At 46.3% G+C, this 17,068-nt stretch carries 19 protein-coding genes; 16 read left to right on the top strand and 3 right to left on the bottom strand.

Annotation, left to right across the window (positions count from 1 at the left end; all coding sequences use genetic code 11):
* Window positions 1–12 precede the first annotated feature (12 nt).
* The 3 genes from KCG54_RS10845 to aldA form a co-directional block, all read right to left on the bottom strand.
* On the bottom strand, window positions 13–1,437 hold the full coding sequence (locus KCG54_RS10845) for an alanine/glycine:cation symporter family protein (protein ID WP_254324179.1): 1,425 nt from the start codon (window positions 1,435–1,437) through the stop codon (window positions 13–15).
* Between the two features lie 262 nt (window positions 1,438–1,699).
* Window positions 1,700–3,211, bottom strand: a complete 1,512-nt coding sequence (gene lysS / locus KCG54_RS10840; RefSeq protein ID WP_254324178.1) for a lysine--tRNA ligase — start codon at window positions 3,209–3,211, stop codon at window positions 1,700–1,702.
* 179 nt (window positions 3,212–3,390) lie between these two features.
* Window positions 3,391–4,833 carry an aldehyde dehydrogenase gene (gene aldA / locus KCG54_RS10835; protein WP_254325025.1) on the bottom strand — a complete coding sequence of 481 codons (1,443 nt, stop codon included), beginning with the start codon at window positions 4,831–4,833 and terminating at the stop codon, window positions 3,391–3,393.
* Window positions 4,834–5,379: 546 nt separating this feature from the next.
* Between aldA and KCG54_RS10830 the strand changes: the two genes are divergently transcribed.
* The 16 genes from KCG54_RS10830 (at window position 5,380) to KCG54_RS10755 (ending at window position 17,054) form a co-directional block, all read left to right on the top strand.
* Entirely contained in the window at window positions 5,380–6,021 is a 642-nt protein-coding gene (locus tag KCG54_RS10830; protein ID WP_254324177.1) for a lytic transglycosylase domain-containing protein, read from the top strand.
* A 61-nt stretch (window positions 6,022–6,082) separates the two neighbouring features.
* Window positions 6,083–6,403: a hypothetical protein gene (locus KCG54_RS10825; RefSeq protein ID WP_254324176.1), complete on the top strand. Its 321-nt coding sequence runs from the start codon at window positions 6,083–6,085 to the stop codon at window positions 6,401–6,403.
* A 16-nt stretch (window positions 6,404–6,419) separates the two neighbouring features.
* On the top strand, window positions 6,420–6,851 hold the full coding sequence (locus KCG54_RS10820; protein WP_254324175.1) for a VirB3 family type IV secretion system protein: 432 nt from the start codon (window positions 6,420–6,422) through the stop codon (window positions 6,849–6,851).
* Window positions 6,751–9,165 carry a conjugal transfer protein gene (locus KCG54_RS10815; protein WP_254324174.1) on the top strand — a complete coding sequence of 805 codons (2,415 nt, stop codon included), beginning with the start codon at window positions 6,751–6,753 and terminating at the stop codon, window positions 9,163–9,165. Before KCG54_RS10820 ends, KCG54_RS10815 begins: the two co-directional genes overlap by 101 nt.
* A gap of 26 nt (window positions 9,166–9,191) precedes the next feature.
* On the top strand, window positions 9,192–9,920 hold the full coding sequence (locus KCG54_RS10810) for a type IV secretion system protein (protein ID WP_254321718.1): 729 nt from the start codon (window positions 9,192–9,194) through the stop codon (window positions 9,918–9,920).
* 62 nt (window positions 9,921–9,982) lie between these two features.
* The gene (locus KCG54_RS10805; protein WP_254324173.1) at window positions 9,983–10,642 is read left to right on the top strand and encodes a type IV secretion system protein; all 660 of its coding nucleotides are present in this window, start codon (window positions 9,983–9,985) and stop codon (window positions 10,640–10,642) included.
* Between the two features lie 278 nt (window positions 10,643–10,920).
* Window positions 10,921–11,112 carry a hypothetical protein gene (locus KCG54_RS10800; RefSeq protein WP_128582986.1) on the top strand — a complete coding sequence of 64 codons (192 nt, stop codon included), beginning with the start codon at window positions 10,921–10,923 and terminating at the stop codon, window positions 11,110–11,112.
* Between the two features lie 18 nt (window positions 11,113–11,130).
* Window positions 11,131–11,625 (top strand): hypothetical protein, encoded by a 495-nt coding sequence (locus tag KCG54_RS10795; protein WP_254321720.1) that lies wholly within the window; start codon window positions 11,131–11,133, stop codon window positions 11,623–11,625.
* A 192-nt stretch (window positions 11,626–11,817) separates the two neighbouring features.
* Window positions 11,818–12,522, top strand: coding sequence for a virB8 family protein (locus tag KCG54_RS10790; protein WP_254324172.1), 705 nt, complete (start codon window positions 11,818–11,820; stop codon window positions 12,520–12,522).
* A 27-nt stretch (window positions 12,523–12,549) separates the two neighbouring features.
* Entirely contained in the window at window positions 12,550–13,386 is an 837-nt protein-coding gene (locus KCG54_RS10785; RefSeq protein ID WP_254324171.1) for a TrbG/VirB9 family P-type conjugative transfer protein, read from the top strand.
* The gene (locus tag KCG54_RS10780; RefSeq protein ID WP_254324170.1) at window positions 13,383–14,069 is read left to right on the top strand and encodes a hypothetical protein; all 687 of its coding nucleotides are present in this window, start codon (window positions 13,383–13,385) and stop codon (window positions 14,067–14,069) included. The genes KCG54_RS10785 and KCG54_RS10780 overlap by 4 nt, the downstream gene beginning before the upstream one ends.
* A complete protein-coding gene (gene virB10 / locus KCG54_RS10775; protein ID WP_432761032.1) occupies window positions 14,066–14,701 on the top strand; it encodes a type IV secretion system protein VirB10 in 636 nt (211 codons plus the stop codon). The genes KCG54_RS10780 and virB10 overlap by 4 nt, the downstream gene beginning before the upstream one ends.
* A gap of 54 nt (window positions 14,702–14,755) precedes the next feature.
* Window positions 14,756–15,883 carry an ATPase, T2SS/T4P/T4SS family gene (locus KCG54_RS10770; protein WP_254324168.1) on the top strand — a complete coding sequence of 376 codons (1,128 nt, stop codon included), beginning with the start codon at window positions 14,756–14,758 and terminating at the stop codon, window positions 15,881–15,883.
* Window positions 15,884–16,168: a hypothetical protein gene (locus KCG54_RS10765; protein WP_254324167.1), complete on the top strand. Its 285-nt coding sequence runs from the start codon at window positions 15,884–15,886 to the stop codon at window positions 16,166–16,168.
* Window positions 16,169–16,215: 47 nt separating this feature from the next.
* Entirely contained in the window at window positions 16,216–16,677 is a 462-nt protein-coding gene (locus KCG54_RS10760; protein ID WP_254324166.1) for a hypothetical protein, read from the top strand.
* A complete protein-coding gene (locus KCG54_RS10755; RefSeq protein WP_254324165.1) occupies window positions 16,677–17,054 on the top strand; it encodes a single-stranded DNA-binding protein in 378 nt (125 codons plus the stop codon). Before KCG54_RS10760 ends, KCG54_RS10755 begins: the two co-directional genes overlap by 1 nt.
* The last annotated feature ends 14 nt before the right edge of the window (window positions 17,055–17,068 follow it).

Here is a 17,068-nt window from a genome sequence, read left to right as displayed (position 1 = left end):
CGGCCTTTGGTGTTACCAGATATCGGATTTGATTTTGCGTTTCAAGCCCGGGTGTTCGGAGAGTTTGAACTCTGGGGCTTTGCCCATTTTCAGCTTGGCTGTGTAGTCTTTCAACAGCAGGAAGGCAAGTGGGGACAGGAGCAGGATGGCAACGAGGTTAATCCATGCCATGATGCCCATGGCCATGTCTGCCATATCCCATACCAAGGGTACGTTGGCAACTGCACCGAAGTAGACCCATGCCAAAACCAGCATACGGAAAACGGCGGTAACCAGCCAATGGCTCTTGATGAATTGGACGTTGGACTCGGCATAGGCATAGTTACCGATAACGGTTGAAAAGGCAAACATAAACAGGATGACGGCAAGGAAGCCCGCGCCCCATTCGCCTACCTGGCTGACGATTGCCGCTTGGGTCAGCGCCGCACCGCTCAGGTCGCCGTAAGGCTGTTGATAGGTCAAGACGATAAAGGCGGTGCATGAGCAGACGATGATGGTATCGACGAAAACGCCCAGCATTTGAATCATGCCTTGGGAGACGGGGTGTTTCACTTCGGCTGCGGCTGCGGCATTTGGCGCAGAACCCATACCCGCCTCATTGGAATACAGGCCGCGTTTGATACCCTGCATCATAGTGGTCGAAATTAGACCGCCGAGGAAACCGCCTGCAGCCGAATCGAAGTTGAACGCGTTGGAGAAAATCTGACCGAACACGTCAGGAATCAGGGAAATATTGGTAACAATGATGAAGAGTGCTATGACGAGATATAAAACCGCCATCAGCGGAACGATGATTTCCGCGGCTTTAGATACGCGGCGGATACCGCCGAAGATAATCGGGGCAGTCAGAATGACCAGGGCGACGCCGACATAGTGTTGATCCCAGCCCCATGCTGCTTTGGTGGTATCGGCGATGGTATTGGTCTGTACAGCTTCAAATACAAAGCCGAAACAGAAAATCAGGCTCAGGGCGAACAAAACGCCGAGCCATTTTTGTCCCAGGCCTTGAGTGATGTAGTAGGCAGGGCCGCCGCGGAAGTGGTGGTTGTCGTAGTCCCGGACTTTAAAGAGTTGAGCCAGTGAAGATTCGACAAACGCCGAACTCATGCCGATTAAGGCGGTTACCCACATCCAGAACACCGCGCCCGGCCCGCCGAGTTTGATGGCAATCGCCACGCCGGCGATGTTGCCCACGCCTACGCGGCTGGCCAAGCCGGTAACGAATGCTTGGAACGGTGTAATTCCGTGCGGATCATCACCTTGTTTGCGGCCACCCAACATTTCTTTGATACTGCGGCCGAAGAGGCGGAATTGTACAAAACCGGTGGTAACGGTGAAAAAGAGGCCTGCGCCTAAAAGCATATATACCAACCCCGACCACATTGGGTCGTTGATGGCGTTTACCCAGCCGTGAAGCTGTTCGAAAAATTGATCCATACAAACCTTTCAGAGTTTCTGCATTTTCAGACGGCCTGTGTGTGGAGGCTGTCTGTAACTGGATGTATTCTAGCAGACTGTCAACAAACTGAAAAACGTTTACATATTCTTTTTTATATTATCTTTTTGATTATCATGTGATTTTATTATTATGGTGTAAAGGATTTATCGATTTTAATTTTTTCGTTTTACATATTTGAACAAAAAGGCCGTCTGAAAACAGAGTCTTGTTTTCAGACGGCCTTGATTTTATTTCAATACGTTATTCAGGACGCATTTGAGGGAACAGGATCACGTCGCGGATGGTTTGCGAATCGGTCAGCAACATTACCAAGCGGTCGATACCGATGCCACAGCCGCCTGTCGGCGGCAGGCCGAATTCCATAGCGCGGATGTAGTCGGCATCGTAGTGCATGGCTTCGTCATCGCCGGCATCTTTTTGCGCCACTTGCGCTTTGAAGCGTTCGGCTTGGTCTTCCGGATCGTTCAACTCAGAGTAGCCGTTTGCCAATTCGCGACCGACCACGAAAAGCTCGAAGCGTTCGGTCAAACCCGGTTTGCCGTCGGATGCGCGTGCCAATGGCGATACTTCGACAGGGTAGTCGATGATGAAAGTCGGGTTCCACAGTTTGCCCTCGGCGCAACCTTCAAACAGGGTGAGTTGCAGGCTGCCGATACCTGGAGAAGGAGGCAGGCTTTCGCCATGTTTGACGATTTCTTTTTTCAGCCATTCTTCATCGTTCAACTGCTCATCGGTGTAGTGCGGATTGTATTTTTTGATGGCACCGAGAATGGTCAGGCGTTCAAACGGGCTTTCCAAATCGACTTCTTTGCCGTTGTAGCTGATTTTTGCCGTACCGTTTACAGCGCGTGAGGCATTGCGGATGATGTCTTCCGCCATTTGCATCATGCGTTCGTAGTCGGAGAAGGCTTCGTAGAATTCGATCATAGTGAATTCAGGGTTGTGGCGTACGGACATACCTTCGTTACGGAAGCTGCGGTTGATTTCAAACACGCGTTCCAAACCGCCGACAACCAAGCGTTTCAGATACAGCTCAGGCGCAATGCGCAGGTAGAGCGGAATGTCCAAGGCATTGTGGTGGGTAACGAACGGCTTCGCTGTCGCACCGCCCGGAATTGGGTGCATCATTGGGGTTTCAACTTCCAAATAATGCTCGTTCACCATGAAATTACGCACGGATTGGATGATTTGGCTGCGTTTGATAAACGTATTGCGCGATTCTTCGTTGGCAATCAAATCGACGTAGCGTTGACGGTATTTGGTTTCCTGATCGCTCAAGCCTTTATGTTTGTCGGGCAGAGGACGCAGGGATTTGGACAGCAGGCAGATGTTGGACACGCGCACGGTCAATTCGCCGTGGTTGGTTTTGAACAAAGTACCTTCCGCGCCAACGATGTCGCCCAGGTCCCAGTGGTTGAAGTCGTCCAAAACTTCTTGGCTCACGCCTTTGTTGTTCAAATAAAGCTGGATTTGACCGGTAACGTCTTGAATGGTGGCGAAGCTGGCTTTGCCCATTTGACGTTTGAGCATCATGCGGCCAGCCACTTTGACGGGAATGCCTTGCGGGTCGAGTTCTTCTTTGCTGATTTCACCGTATTGGGTATGCAGGTCGGCGGCAAAGCTGTCGCGTTTGAAATCGTTAGGGTAGGCGTTGCGTTCTTTGCGGATGTTGTGCAGTTTCTCGCGGCGCAGGGCGATGATTTGGTTTTCGTCCAACTGCGGCTCGATTTGAGGATTGTTTTGTTCGCTCATGGTGTTTTCCGGAAAAATGAGTCAGGCTGCCGGAGTTTTCAGACGGCCTGAATAAAGTGAAAAATTGGCTCTATTTTACGCGATGTCGGTGTTTTTTTCTATAAAGGTAGAAAGGCCGTCTGAAACTTGAAAAATCAGCTTCAGACGGCCTTTTGCTTTATGAAGGGCAGTATTGGCGGTTAGATATCGGTTTCCAAATAAACGACCTGGGTTTGCAGGTATTCTTCCAGACCGTGTTTACCGTCGGCGCCGCCGATACCTGATTTTTTCCAACCGGCATGGAAGCCCTGCATGGCTTCGAAGTTTTCGCGGTTGATGTAGGTTTCGCCGAAACGCAGGCGGCGGGTTACATAAAACGCTTCATTCAGATTGGTGGTATAGACGGAGCTGGTCAGGCCGAATTCGCTGTCGTTTGCCAAGGCGATGACTTGGTCGAGCGTGTCGAAAGTGGCAACCGGCAGGACTGGGCCGAAGGTTTCTTCCTTCATGATGTCCATGCTGTTGTCGGTATCGATCAGCAGGGTAGGTTCGAAGAAGTAGCCTTTGCCGTCGGCACGTTTGCCGCCGCAAACCAAAGTTGCGCCTTGTCGAACTGCGCGTTCGACTTTCTCGGCAACGGATTTTACGGCGCGTTCTTCAATCAACGGCCCCATTTCCAGTGCGCCGGCTTCGGCTTCGGCCGGGTTGCCGTAGCGTACGCCTTTCATGGCGGCGGTCATTTTTTCGATAAATGCGTCTTTCAGGCTGCTGTGGACATATACGCGTTCGGCGCAGTTACAGATTTGGCCGGTATTGCCCACGCGTGAAGCCAAGATGGATTTGACGGCCAGATCCAAGTCGGCATCTTTCAGAACGATGGCAGGGGCTTTTCCGCCGAGTTCCAATGAGACTTTGGTAATGTTGGTGGCGGCGGCTTCCATTACTTGGCGGCCTGCTTCTACAGAACCGGTCAGGCTGACCATATCGACTTGCGGATGTGATGCCAAGGCATTGCCGATTTCTGCACCCGGGCCGTTGACGACGTTGAATACGCCGGCCGGTAAGCCTGAAGTGTGAACGATTTCAGCAAAAATGTGGCAGTTGATCGGGGTTACGCTGCTCGGTTTGACGACGATGGTATTACCTGTTACCAAAGCCGGACCCATTTTGCGGGCGATCAGGAAGAAGGGGAAATTCCACGGCAAAATGCCGGCGATTACGCCCAAAGGACGTTTGAACAATAAAATGTTTTCGCGCGGGCGGTCGCTCTGGATGATTTCGCCTTCATAACGGCGCGCCCATTCGGCTTGATAATCGAGATAATCGGCAGTAAACATGACTTCTATGCGTGCCAAGTCTTTGGTTTTGCCGCCTTCGGCAACAATAGTATCCGTCAGCTCGTCGGCACGTTCGCGGATGCCTTGGGCAATTTTGCGCAGGTATGCGCCGCGTTCAACGGCAGGCAAACGCTCCCATGTAGTTTGTGCATCTCTGGCTGCGGCAACGGCACGATCAACATCGGCTTTTCCACCTTTAGGCTCACGCGCGATGACTTCTTCGGTTGCCGGATTCAATACATCACGCCATGCGCCGTTAAAGTCGGTTTCAAAGCGGCCGTTAATATACATAGACAGTTGTTTCATCAAACCTTCTCCTGTTGTTGTAGTTGAATGTAGTTTTAGTCTATGCCTAAATTGTCTGGCATACAAGAGGATTTAGCGTGGGTTGATGGTAGGTATTTGGAAGTTTTTAGAAAAAGATGTTGGGTGAGGAGTTGGGTTTGATTGATTCAAGAGGTTTGTGATGCTTTCAGTTACATCTATAACAGCATTGTGACAAAGCTCGAATATTACTTGATGTTGATAATAAGGGAGGTATCGAGTGAAGAAAGGCTTGATGGAGAATATAAAAAAAACCTGCTTTTTTCAAAGCAGGTTTTCATATTTGGTGGGTCGTGAGCGATTCGAACGCTCGACCAACGGATTAAAAGTCCAAATAATAAAATATAAATAATTGTTTCTAAACAGAGTTGAAGCCAGCACCTTCAGTCTGATACAGTTTAATTTTGCCTTATCTCGGCACAAACCGGACACATACCACAGAACGAAAATCCAAGCATTTTTACTCAATTTGCTTTGATTTTCGTTTTTTCTTTTCAGAATAAATAAAGGAAGGGATGTGAAAAAAACATGAAGAGAATATTTATACTGACAACATCACTCTTTGCTTTTTACCAAACATCAGCGATTGCCGACGCTCCATACCCTCAATACGCTGCATTAGTTGAAAAGCATGCAGCATTACAGCGTTTGGACAAAAACATTGTATGGGCGGTTATGGGGCGTGAGAGCTCAGGAAACCGTTATGCTCTGTCCAATAAGAATGCACGGGGTTTGTTACAGGTAATACCTCCCACTGCTGCAAGAATGGGGGTGAATCCTAAAAACCTCTACGACCCGGAACAAAACATCATCGCAGGTACACGTTACCTGCGTTTTTTATGTAACCACTTTCCTGACAAATCCAGCCCACATGGTTGCAATATTGATCTGGTACTGGCTGGGTATAACGCCGGTGAGGGAGCTGTCAGGAAATATGGTGGCATTCCGCCTTATCGGGAAACGCAGCACTACGTCCGTAACGTGAAAGAACGTTACGCACGATTGAGCGGTAATCGTATAGTTTTGGCATCACACCCTGTTCAGCCTTTTAAGCCGAAGCCTATACCTGCTGTTGCCCGATCTGAGAGCTCGTCTGAAAACATAGTCAAAGTTGCAGCCCAAGCACCCGTCAAACGATACGCGGAATGGGATGTATTTAAAGAGTTTTAACTGCCTTCGGGCAATTCTTATTACCGCTAAATGCGGTTTTTTTTTGTCTTTTAAAAAGGAAATGATGATGAATTACATCAAAAAAGCTGTAACCAATACACAAACTGTTGCAACAGTTGCTTTACTGGCAATGGCACAAACTGTATTGGCAGACGGATTCAGCGAAGTATCTTCAATGGCAGTAACTATCCGAACAGGTATCTACACCATTGTAGGGATCGTGGCTACGCTTTGCTTATTGTGGCAAATGGCACAAGGTTTTGGCGGTCGTAAAACATGGGGGGATATTTTGGAAACCTGTTTATGGATTGTCGGTGCCGGTGGTGCGATTGTTATTGCAACGTGGCTGTTCACAAAAGGCGGAAGTTTAAGCTTGTCTTAAGGAGGGATTCTGTCGAATGAAAGAAGATATTCATACTGAGCAGCCAACATTCAACGGTATGAATCGTCGTGCAATGGTGGCAGGGATTCCACTTCCGGCATTAGCCGCGTGTGGTTTAGCTGCTGTCACATTAACAATGGCAACATTGCCCTTCCTTGAAGGAAGGGCTTTGTATTTTCTGCTGCTACCTTTGCCGGTTTTGGCTTTCTTGTACACCATTAGTAAACACGATGATCAAGCCTTAAGAGTTTATTTCTACGAAACGAAATACTTCCTCCGACGCCGCAATGCCAAGATGTTTAACGGCACCAATACCATTCTCGCCACCAAATTTGGGAGACAACAAAGTGATTATCAGCGATTTTTTGAGCAACGCTCTAAAAGCGCAACCGGCACAGTCGGATTTTCTACCGAAAATCTGCCAACACGTTACAAACAACATCGTTAATTACAAAACGGGACATCTAGCCTTCGTCATCCGTATGGAAGGTCTTCCGTTTGACGGCGTGGACGACAAACACTTGTTCACGCAGTTTGTATCGTTGCGAAACGTACTTGCCGGTATGGGCAAAACATTGGGTAACCGTTTGGCGGTGTGGGGAACTCTTCAACGCCAAAAAATTGTATTTGACCGCGAATACGCATTTCAAACGGCCTTTTGCCAGCAATTTGCCGATAAATATCTGAAACGTTTTCAAGAAGTGGATTATTTTGAAAACGTGTTCCATTTGACGGTTTTGATTAAGACCGACTTTTTGGAAGCAGGTATTAAAGAAGCAGCGGAGCAAATTCAGATTCTGATGCGCTCACTTGAACCCTACGATCCGTATCTTTTGACTGCCTATAAGAATGAAAACGGTGTTGCTTTTTCGGAGGTGTACTCATTTTTTGGCAGTTTGATCAATGGAACACGGGAAGAGATTCCTTTGTCTTTTGTTGATGCTTATCAGACTATTCCAGGAGCTAATCTGCATTTTGGTTCTGATTTGTGCGAAATTCGTTCCCAAAACGGGACTCGTAAGTTTGCACAAATGTTCGATCTGAAAGACTTTGGGATTAGTAAACCTAAAATCTTGACATCAATCTTGCGCCTACCTTGTGAGTTTACATTCACTCAAAGCCTTGTGTTCATCAATCCGTATGATATGCAAGGCGAAATTAAGAAACAGTTGAACAATCTGACATCGGTCAACGACAAAGCAACGGAGCAGCAGAAAGAGTTGGAACACGGTCAGGGTTTACTCGTTTCGGGCGAATTGATGTTCGGCGACTATCATGCAGCGTTGGTTGTGTATGGCAATACTGCTGAAGAAGCGGCCGCAAATGGCGCTCGTGCTTATTCTACGTTTCTGAATGCGGGCGGTTATCGTTTTACTAAAGCAGGTCTTTCTGCTCCAGCGACATTTTTCAGTCAGGTGCCGGGCAGTAAGGAAAGGCCTCGCTCTTTCCCGAAAACGACAACAAACTTTGCGACAACCTTCGGCATACACAACTACTCGCACGGTAAAAAACAGGGCAATCCGATTGGTGACGGCTCAGCAATTATGCCGCTGCAAACCACATCCAAGACGATTTACGATTTCAACTTCCATTTCTCAAATCTGAAGGAGGACAACCTTGGTGAGAAAATCGCCGGACACACACTGATATTGGGTGCAACCGGTACGGGTAAAACTACTTTGCAAACATCTATCATGGCGTTCACAGAACGCTTCAATCCTTATATGTTTGTGATGGACTTGGACAGAGGTATGGAAATCTTTATCCGCGCCATCGGTGGTTCTTATTTTGCCTTAGAAGCAGGTGTGCCTACCGGGTTAAATCCTTTTCAACTGCCTGATACACCTTCAAACCGTGAGTTCCTGTACAGCTTGGTCGGTATGTGTGGAGCGGACGAGAACGGCAAATTGACGGCTACGGAAGAAAAAGAGATTCAGGCTGCTGTCGATACCTTGTTTAGTATGGATTATGAAAACCGCCGGTTTAGTCATTTACTGCAAAGCATCCCTGTTGTTCCTGATCCTAACTCACTTCGTATGCGCCTTTCTAAATGGTGTGAAAGTGAAGGTGGACGGTTCGCATGGTGCCTGGACAACCCAACAAACATGTTTGATGCTGAAAAGTTCTTCCGTGTTGGATTTGACCTGACCGATATTCTGAAGGACGACTATCCGCCGACCGCTCCGGTTTTAGCGTATATGTTCCACCTGAGAAATATCATGATGGACAAAGTTGCCAAAGAAGATGGTATTCTCGCTTCCATCATTGAAGAATTTTGGTATGCAGCACGTTTTGAGGCATTGCAGGACATCATGCTCAAGATTCTGAAAACCGACCGTAAACGCGGTGGCTGGTTGATTTTGGTGTCGCAATCACCGGAAGATGCGATTTCTTGTCCTATTTTCCCGGCGATTGTGCAACAAACGCCAACTAAAATCTTTCTGCCGAATCCTGATGCCGAATTTGAAAACAGCTATGAACGTTGTGGCCTGACGCTAAAAGAGTTTGAGGAACTTTCCAAACTCTCGTTGGAAAGTCGCACATTCTTGGTTAAGCAGTCGAAACAGTCGGCATTTGCCATGCTGGATTTGTACGGTTTTCATGATGAAATGGCTTTCCTGTCAGGTTCATCTGATAACGTTGAGTTGTTGCATCAAATTATGGAAGATGTTGGTAGTGAAAATCCGGATGTTTGGTATCGCCCATTTATTGAAACCCTGCGAGAACGCCGTGCAGAGAAGAAAAATGTGCGAGCCGCATAATATTCTTTTAATTTAACGAAGGCTGTTTGAATTTCAAACAGCCTTTTTTTTCGCCGCTTGATGCGGCTTTCAACAAGGAACTTATGATGAAAATGAATCTGAAGAAATTATCCGCAATGGCTCTTCTTGTTACGAGTTTCGCAGCTATGCCTTTGGCAGTTACAGCTAGCGGTATTCCGGTAGTTGATGGTGCAGCAGCTGCTCAACGCGCCCAAAACTTCTTTCAGCAGATGATGGAGATGGCCAAGCAACTCGCACAAATGAAACAGCAGTACGAACAACAGGTTAAACAGTTTAAAGCGATGACAGGTTCGCGCAATATGGGCAATCTTTTGAAGGATACGCTCAAAGACCAAATTCCGTCCGAGTGGAGCGAGATTTATAAAGGCGCAAAAAATATCGACTATAAGTCTGTAATTAATAGTAAGGCTTATAACCCTGAAACGGCGCAACGAATGGCTGTGCATAACATGAAGGAGATGGAAAAAGTTTTTAACTCGATGGAGACACAACTTAAATCTCTGTCGCGCTTGATGGACGAAGTCAACAATACACAAGACATCAAAGCCGCTACTGACCTGCAAAACCGTATTTCTGTAGAACAGGCAAAAATCGCCAACAATCAAACTAAGCTGGATATGCTCGATCGGTTGTATAAACGACAACAAGAAATCGAACAGCGCCAGTATGCTTCCCGTGAAGAATGTATGGCACGTCATATCCGTGATCACAACTATGCGGTCTGCAATCAGTAGTAGCTTTATCGTGCTGCATTCGGGAGTAAGCGAATGCAGCACTAAATAAAATAGGGCAAATTATGGAAACAACTTCTTATTTTTCCGAACTCGCCAACTTTCTACTAAACGGTATGGGAACTAATCTGTTCCAAAAGTCAAACAACATGATCAGCGGTATTGCTCCGGTTTTTCAAATCGGCTTTGGGATTTATATCCTGTTGGTCGCGTTTGACTATTACAAACGGGGGTTTGATGAAAATGTCGTGGATTTGGGTAAGCGCATGATCGGCTGGTTGCTGATTATCGCTTTTGCGTTCAATTCCAGTCAGTATCAGAAACTCGCCAATATCATGTGGATGTTGCCCGAAAATCTGAGTGGATTGTTGGGGACTTCAACCTATACTGCAAGCGCGTTGGATACCCAAAGCAATAATATCTTAAAGATGATGGAGAATATTTTTGCGTATGCCGCTTCTTTGGATATGCTACAAGTATCAGATAAGCTGATGCTTTATATTGGTGGTACGGTTGCTGTTATATTGGCTTATTTGTTCTTTCTCATTACATTTGCTTATTACCTAATTGCCAAACTATCATTGGCGATGGTAATTGTCATTGGACCTATGTTTATAGGTTCAATGTTGTTTCCTGCAACACGGCAGTGGGGCATGAATTGGATAGGACAAATCCTTAATTACTCAGTTACAGTAGTGTTTTACGTTATTCTAGGTGCATTGTAGAATGATTTTTTCAAGAACCAATTAGAAAGAGCAGTAGTTGGAGAGATCGGATCAGTTGCTCAGGTAGTCGGCTTGATTCCGCTCTTTTTCCTATCAACAACAATTTTTATTTTGGTTGCCTGGAGTATTCCATCGATTTCTTCCGCTTTAACGGGTGGGGCATCTGTAAACGGTTTCAGTCGAACCGTTATGTCTGTGGCAAGATGGGCAAAAGGTGTGAAACTTCCCGGTGGCGGGAAAGTCAAACCGAAATAATCCAATTTTAGGAGAATATGATCATGACTTTCGTAACTAAAATGCTTTGGTGGATGTTGTTGCTTTCTGTGGGCACATTGATGTTTATCGGTATGTTCGGCAACTTGATGGAAAGTTCTTTGGCTAGATTAGCCGGGCTATGTATCGGTTTATCGATTTTTGGATTATTTTTTAAACTGCTTGACCGACCAGTACCGGTTCGTTTTGATGATTAATACTCTAAGGGTTTAAATATGGATTATCGCAAGATTACTAAATTTGCTGCTATAACAGCCCTGAGTTTGGGCTTGAGTGCCTGTGCTGAACTGACTGACGGCCTCAGCGCCATCAACGGTACTTTGGCGGGCATTAATTCAGGTATGGCCGGTTCGGGAGCAGGGCAAGCTAAAGACACTTTGTCTTTAGGCAGTAAATCGACAGCTCAATACGAATTAAAAAACTTGAAAATGCTTGTTGTCCAAAGAGTTGGCAGTTATAAGGGGGCGATTCCACAGGCAGATATAACCTTTACTGGTGAGGCTCTAAACAAAACCAATCGTCTGATTGTGGTTAATGTGTCCGTTCCTATTTATGACAAACAGGGATACTATGTGTCGGCAGTATCAACCGACATCCACATACCTCCTAAAGAGAAAGTCAAAATTGACAACTTTCGTACAACTCTTTCTCTAACCGATGATAATCGTTTCAATATTCAAAAAACGCAATATCACGCAACAACCTATTAATCTACTTAAGCAGAACACCCCAATCGGGGTGTTTTTTTTGGGCTTATCGATTCATAAATCAAGGAAATTCCCGTGAAAACTATCCTTCTTCTCTCCCTTTCTATCGCACTTTGTGCATGTTCCGGAAAAAAGCCCCCTCAACCTCACGGTACGCCTTTTCCGATTAATTCAACTATTCAAGCAAGAGGATAAATGATGCCTGACAATTCACAAAAAGCCAGCAATAACAAAATGGCTATTGAGTTTATTAATGCTGCAAAAGGTTTTGAAAGCGCAGAAATTGTGCGTGTGCATAAATCAGCAAGAATTGCATGGCGCATCAGTGGTGCGTGTCTCTTGATTACAGGCTTGGCAGTTGGAGCAGTAGCAGGTCTGACACCTTTAAAAGAGACACGGCCTTATGTAATCAAGGTCGATAACAACACCGGGCAAACGGAAATCGTAACGATGATGAAAAATCAGGAACAATCCTACGGCGAAGTTATGGATAAACACTGGTTGACACGTTACGTCCAACTTCGTGAAAGCTATGACTGGGTAACAATTCAGGATAACTACGATGCAGTTATGTTGATGAGTTCCCCTGAGATTCAGGCAGCATTTTCAAAAATCTATAACGACAATCCGCAAGCTCCGCATAAGGTATTAAAAAACCAATACAAGGTAGTCGCCAAAGTGAAAGCCGTGACTTTTATTGGTAGTACAGCGCAAGTCCGTTTTGAAAAACGTATGGTACCGATTTCGGGAGATTTAAATCAGGAAATTCCTGTTCAAAACATGATCGCAACTATCGGCTACGAATATGCGAACCAGCCTATGAGTGAGGAAGCCCGCCGTATCAATCCATTGGGCTTTATTGTCAAAAGTTATCGCGTCGATCCGGAAACTGCGCCATAACAGAAAGGGTTAACGATGAATGTAAAAATGAAACTGACAGCATTACTGCTGATGGGGCTTTTACCTGCTGTATCCGGAGCGGTATCTGTTCCCAAAGGGTCGGCTAAAGACGGCCGCATCCAAACCGTTGTGTACAATCCCGATGATGTTATTCATGTTCATGCTCGTATTGGAGAAGCTGTTTTAATCCAACTTGAAGATGGTGAATTGCTGACTGGCGACCCTACAAGTGGCTTGGGCATGGGAGATGCAAAAGCCTGGAACTTGGCGGCAAAAGGTAACAATATCTACATGAAGCCGGTTGCTTCCTCTCCTGCCACGAACATGTTGATAACCACCAATAAAAAACGAACATATGCCTTCGATTTGTCGCTGACCGGCAAGAAAAACGGCAAATATGTCCAGAAGCCTACTTATGTATTGAGGTTCATCTATCCTGACACTTTGGCATATAAAGCGCGTGCCGAAGCTCAGAAACAGGCCAAGGCTTTGGAAAAACTTAAAGGAACAAGGTATCGATCCAGTGTTCAGCACAATTACAACTATTGGGGTAAGGGCAATAAAGCACTAGCACCGACAGCGGCCTACGATAATGGCCGGTTTACTTATTTCAGCTTTGATAACGGTCGAGAACTGCCACTGATTTACAAAGTTATGGCTGACGGTACAGAAATGTTGCTTAACAGCCATGTGGAGGGCGATACCGTGGTAATCCATGAAACTGCAAAACATTTTGTTTTGCGCCTCGGAAAATCTGTGCTTGGTTTGGAAAATCGTAGCTTCGATGAACAAGGCACGTTTAATCGAACCGGCACTGGCAATCATGATTTTGTCCGTATTAGTAGAGAGAAGGAAGGCAGATGAAATTCTTCGACAAATTCAAACGAAAAACTAAGCCTAATACCGTAGAAAACGGTGATTTTACAAAGCCTGAAGCCCTATCCCAATCTGTTCAGAACGATAAAATCGAACCCGGCATACCACTGAATCTAAATACTGCTACACCTAATAATATGCGTAAGGTCGCTTTAGCAGGAGTAGGCATTCTTGCGGTAGGTGTCATCGTATCGGGACTGATCGGGATGACGGGCGGGGAAGAAACGGAAGATTCTCAACCAAAGATTGCGTCTGCTCCTGAAGTAACTGGGAGTAAAAACTTTGACCAGGATAAAGCGGAAATTGCTCTGATGGATCAGCAAGCCGCTTCAGATCCCGTTCCGGATGAGGGTGCTTCCGAGCCCCAACCGGAAGTGGCTTCACAAGTCCAAACGGGTGCAGTTCAACCCACTGTTCAACCGGTGGAGCAAGTACCCTACGATAGCACTGTTCAAGCCACACCATCTGAAACTATGCCTTCTCAAACCCCTAAAGACCGCAAAATGAGTGGTAATGTTTTAGTTAAGTTCGATAGTAGTATCTCTGACTTGGGCAGCACTTCATCTGAAAGTAGCGCACAACTGAATACAGGTAGCCCTCCAAGTTTCTTTGGGGGTGAGGATGGAGGTGGTGCTACACAGGGAGGTGGGGCAGTTTTGGTTCGCGACTGAATGCGACTGTAACGGCTTCAGCCCAAGCACAACAACGTGGAGATTTGACATATCTGCTGGCCAAAGGAACGAATATCCCTTGCGGATTGGATACCAAGATCGTAACAACCCAGCCTGGATTTACCCGGTGTATCGTATCGAAAGATGTATATTCCGCTAATGGACAAACCCTTCTGATCGAACGTGGCAGTAAAATCATCGGTGAACAAACTTCCGCCTTGTTGCAAGGACAAGCACGAGTCTTCGTGTTATGGAATGAGCTGGAAACGCCGACTGGCGTAAAAGTGCCACTAGCGAGTCCAGGTGCAGGGGCTTTGGGTGAAAGTGGTCATGCTGCTTATGTTAAATACCATTTTTGGAAACGTTTCGGCGGTTCTATTATGATTAGCTTGATTGGTGATATTGGTGATGCTGTTGGTAATCGCCAAAATCGAACTTCGGGCAATAATAATCACATCTCGTATGAAAATACGAGCGAGGCCGCGCAACAGATGGCAACCGAAGCCTTGAAAAACAGTATCAATATTCCGCCAACCGGTACGATTAATCAGGGCTCACTGATTAACATCATGGTTGCCCGGGATGTTGATTTCAGCAAAGTGTATGAGTTGGTTAATCCTTACGGATACTGATTCAGACGGCCTGCCCCTCCGGGGGCAGGTTTTTTTATGAAAGCCTAATTCCAAATGACACAAAACCCGACACCTTTTCACGGGCAGGCATCTATCCATTCAGATGCGGTTGTCCGCAACTTGATGGCTAAAACAGGTTTGGACGACTATCTCAACCGGGAAGGCGTAACCGAAGTACTGATTAACCGCGAACGCGAAGTCTTTTTGGAAACCTCGGCCGGTTTTGAACGAATTGAAGACGACCGGCTGACACTGCCGATTTTGACTCAGCTTGCTACCGCGTTATGTACCTATAACAGCAAACACATCAGTATGGAGCAACCTATCCACTCCGTTACTCTTCCTGACGGCGAACGCGGCCACATCATGATACCGCCTTCTTGCGAAGACAAAACCATCGTCTATGCCTTCCGCAAACCGTCGCAGACACGCTTTTCGTTGGACGACTATATCAATACGGAACGCGTTAATCGCTTCCACGACGTATCTGCCTATGGGGTTTCAGACGACCTCAATCTTGGCGAAATTGAGATGGACAGCAAATATTATCGGGATATTTCTGACAAGATGAAGCTGCCGAACGATGTGCAGCTCCAGCCCTGGCAATATGAGATGTTGGAACACAAGGCAAACCGCAATATGAATGCCTTTTTCGCTTTAGCCATCAAACACAAACTCAACATATGTATGGTAGGCGGCACCGGCTCCGGTAAGACGACGTTTACCAAAGCCCTATCCGACCTTGTTCCGCCGGAAACCCGCATCATCACACTGGAAGACACACACGAACTGGACTTGCCCAAACATCCCAACCACGCCCATCTATTCTACAAGGGGCACATCACGGCAAAAATATTGATTGCCGCCTGTATGCGTTTAAAACCCGACCGCGTATTCTTGACCGAGCTGCGCGGCGACGAGGCTTGGGATTACATCTCACTCCTGAACACCGGACACCCGGGCGGCCTAATGTCAGTCCATGCCAACGATGCACGGAGCGTCCACTATCGCATCGCGCAACTGGCGAAAGAGTCGGCAACCGGCAGAACGATGGATTACAACTATATCCTCAATTCCGTCAAATCCAGTATCGATGTCGTCGCCTATTTCGAGAAAACCCACATGACCGAACTCTATTTTGATCCGGTCGAGAAATACTATGCTATGCAAGGACGTAGCTGATTGACAGAAGGATTCATGATGACAGCAATATCAATATATGTTTTCACTATCGTTTTTCTTTTTTTCTATGTTGATTTAAAGGAATGTATAAAATCCTACCTCAACCTCAAATACCAAATGGCAAGAATCGAATATATGAACCGCGTACTCGGCTGTATGCAAGCGGCGGAAAATTTGGACGAACCCATATCTAAAGAACTGTCGGAATGGGCGGAAAAAGAGTTGAAAGGTTTTTTGGAAGAAGAAAAAGCCAAGGAAGAAGCACAAACATCAAAGGTCGTCTGAAACCGGTTTTCAGGCGACCTTTTCATTTTTATGAAAGGACATTGGAAATGTTTATTTATATAGATGAAGAAGGATTCGATGAAGAACATATCAAAGCCCCTATCCTGCGCCCTTTTTTGATGTATTTGATGTTTTCGGCTACCTTCATGTCATCGGTTCTTTACTTCACTTTCAAAAATGAAGATTTTTCCCTGCTTCATTTGGATGTAGTGATGCAATTCGTGCTGTATGTTGTCTTATGGTTGATCATGCTGATTTACTTTTTATTTACCCTGCCGACGGTTTCGTTTGGCAGAAAGGGCTTTATGGTCAAAGACGGCGGCACAAATCTGTACCGGAAAGAAGACCTTGCTTTTGTTGTGTATTCGGAGCAGGAAGGTCTTTGGATTAAGACGTTGGGCGGACGGGAATATCGGGACAAAACGATAATTTTTGAACCGCATATTCATCAGATGCTGATACGTTTTTTCCCCACATTTTTTAATTTTGAAAATGAAAGGTTTTCGTAATGCCATACCTCAACAAAATCGAAGTCATGGGTAATTTGGGCAAAGACCCCGAATTGCGCTATCTGCCCAACGGCAAACCGACGACGACCGTGTCCATCGCCTATTCCGAAAAATGGCGCGACAGGGAAACGGACGAGCAGCGCGAGCGTATCGAATGGTTTACCGCCGTGCTGTACGACAAACAGGCGGAAACGGTTTGCAAGTACATGAAAAAAGGGGACTGTATTTTCGTTATTGGCAAAATGCAGTCCCGTATTTATAAAGACCGGCAGCAAATCGAACGGACGGCACATGAAATCATCGTCGGTGAGATGCAGATTATCCATACCCGCCAGCCGTCGGCCGCCGTCCCAACTGGATTGCCCGACTATTTGTAAAGTCGTCTGAAAAA

It is taken from the genome of Neisseria subflava (assembly GCF_024205705.1).
GTDB classification, from domain to species: domain Bacteria; phylum Pseudomonadota; class Gammaproteobacteria; order Burkholderiales; family Neisseriaceae; genus Neisseria; species Neisseria subflava_D.
This window is presented reverse-complemented; position numbering and strand designations above follow the sequence as displayed.

Bases quoted from the DNA above. Each gene is read 5' to 3' on its own strand.
- KCG54_RS10830 (WP_254324177.1), top strand. From the start codon at position 5,380: ATGAAGAGAATATTTATACTGACAACATCACTCTTTGCTTTTTACCAA.
- KCG54_RS10805 (WP_254324173.1), top strand. From the start codon at position 9,983: ATGGAAACAACTTCTTATTTTTCCGAACTCGCCAACTTTCTACTAAAC.
- aldA (WP_254325025.1), bottom strand. From the start codon at position 4,833: ATGAAACAACTGTCTATGTATATTAACGGCCGCTTTGAAACCGACTTT.
- KCG54_RS10755 (WP_254324165.1), top strand. From the start codon at position 16,677: ATGCCATACCTCAACAAAATCGAAGTCATGGGTAATTTGGGCAAAGAC.
- KCG54_RS10825 (WP_254324176.1), top strand. From the start codon at position 6,083: ATGATGATGAATTACATCAAAAAAGCTGTAACCAATACACAAACTGTT.
- KCG54_RS10800 (WP_128582986.1), top strand. From the start codon at position 10,921: ATGACTTTCGTAACTAAAATGCTTTGGTGGATGTTGTTGCTTTCTGTG.
- KCG54_RS10790 (WP_254324172.1), top strand. From the start codon at position 11,818: ATGATGCCTGACAATTCACAAAAAGCCAGCAATAACAAAATGGCTATT.
- lysS (WP_254324178.1), bottom strand. From the start codon at position 3,211: ATGAGCGAACAAAACAATCCTCAAATCGAGCCGCAGTTGGACGAAAAC.
- KCG54_RS10780 (WP_254324170.1), top strand. From the start codon at position 13,383: ATGAAATTCTTCGACAAATTCAAACGAAAAACTAAGCCTAATACCGTA.
- KCG54_RS10770 (WP_254324168.1), top strand. From the start codon at position 14,756: ATGACACAAAACCCGACACCTTTTCACGGGCAGGCATCTATCCATTCA.
- KCG54_RS10795 (WP_254321720.1), top strand. From the start codon at position 11,131: ATGGATTATCGCAAGATTACTAAATTTGCTGCTATAACAGCCCTGAGT.
- KCG54_RS10760 (WP_254324166.1), top strand. From the start codon at position 16,216: ATGTTTATTTATATAGATGAAGAAGGATTCGATGAAGAACATATCAAA.
- KCG54_RS10820 (WP_254324175.1), top strand. From the start codon at position 6,420: ATGAAAGAAGATATTCATACTGAGCAGCCAACATTCAACGGTATGAAT.
- KCG54_RS10785 (WP_254324171.1), top strand. From the start codon at position 12,550: ATGAAACTGACAGCATTACTGCTGATGGGGCTTTTACCTGCTGTATCC.
- KCG54_RS10845 (WP_254324179.1), bottom strand. From the start codon at position 1,437: ATGGATCAATTTTTCGAACAGCTTCACGGCTGGGTAAACGCCATCAAC.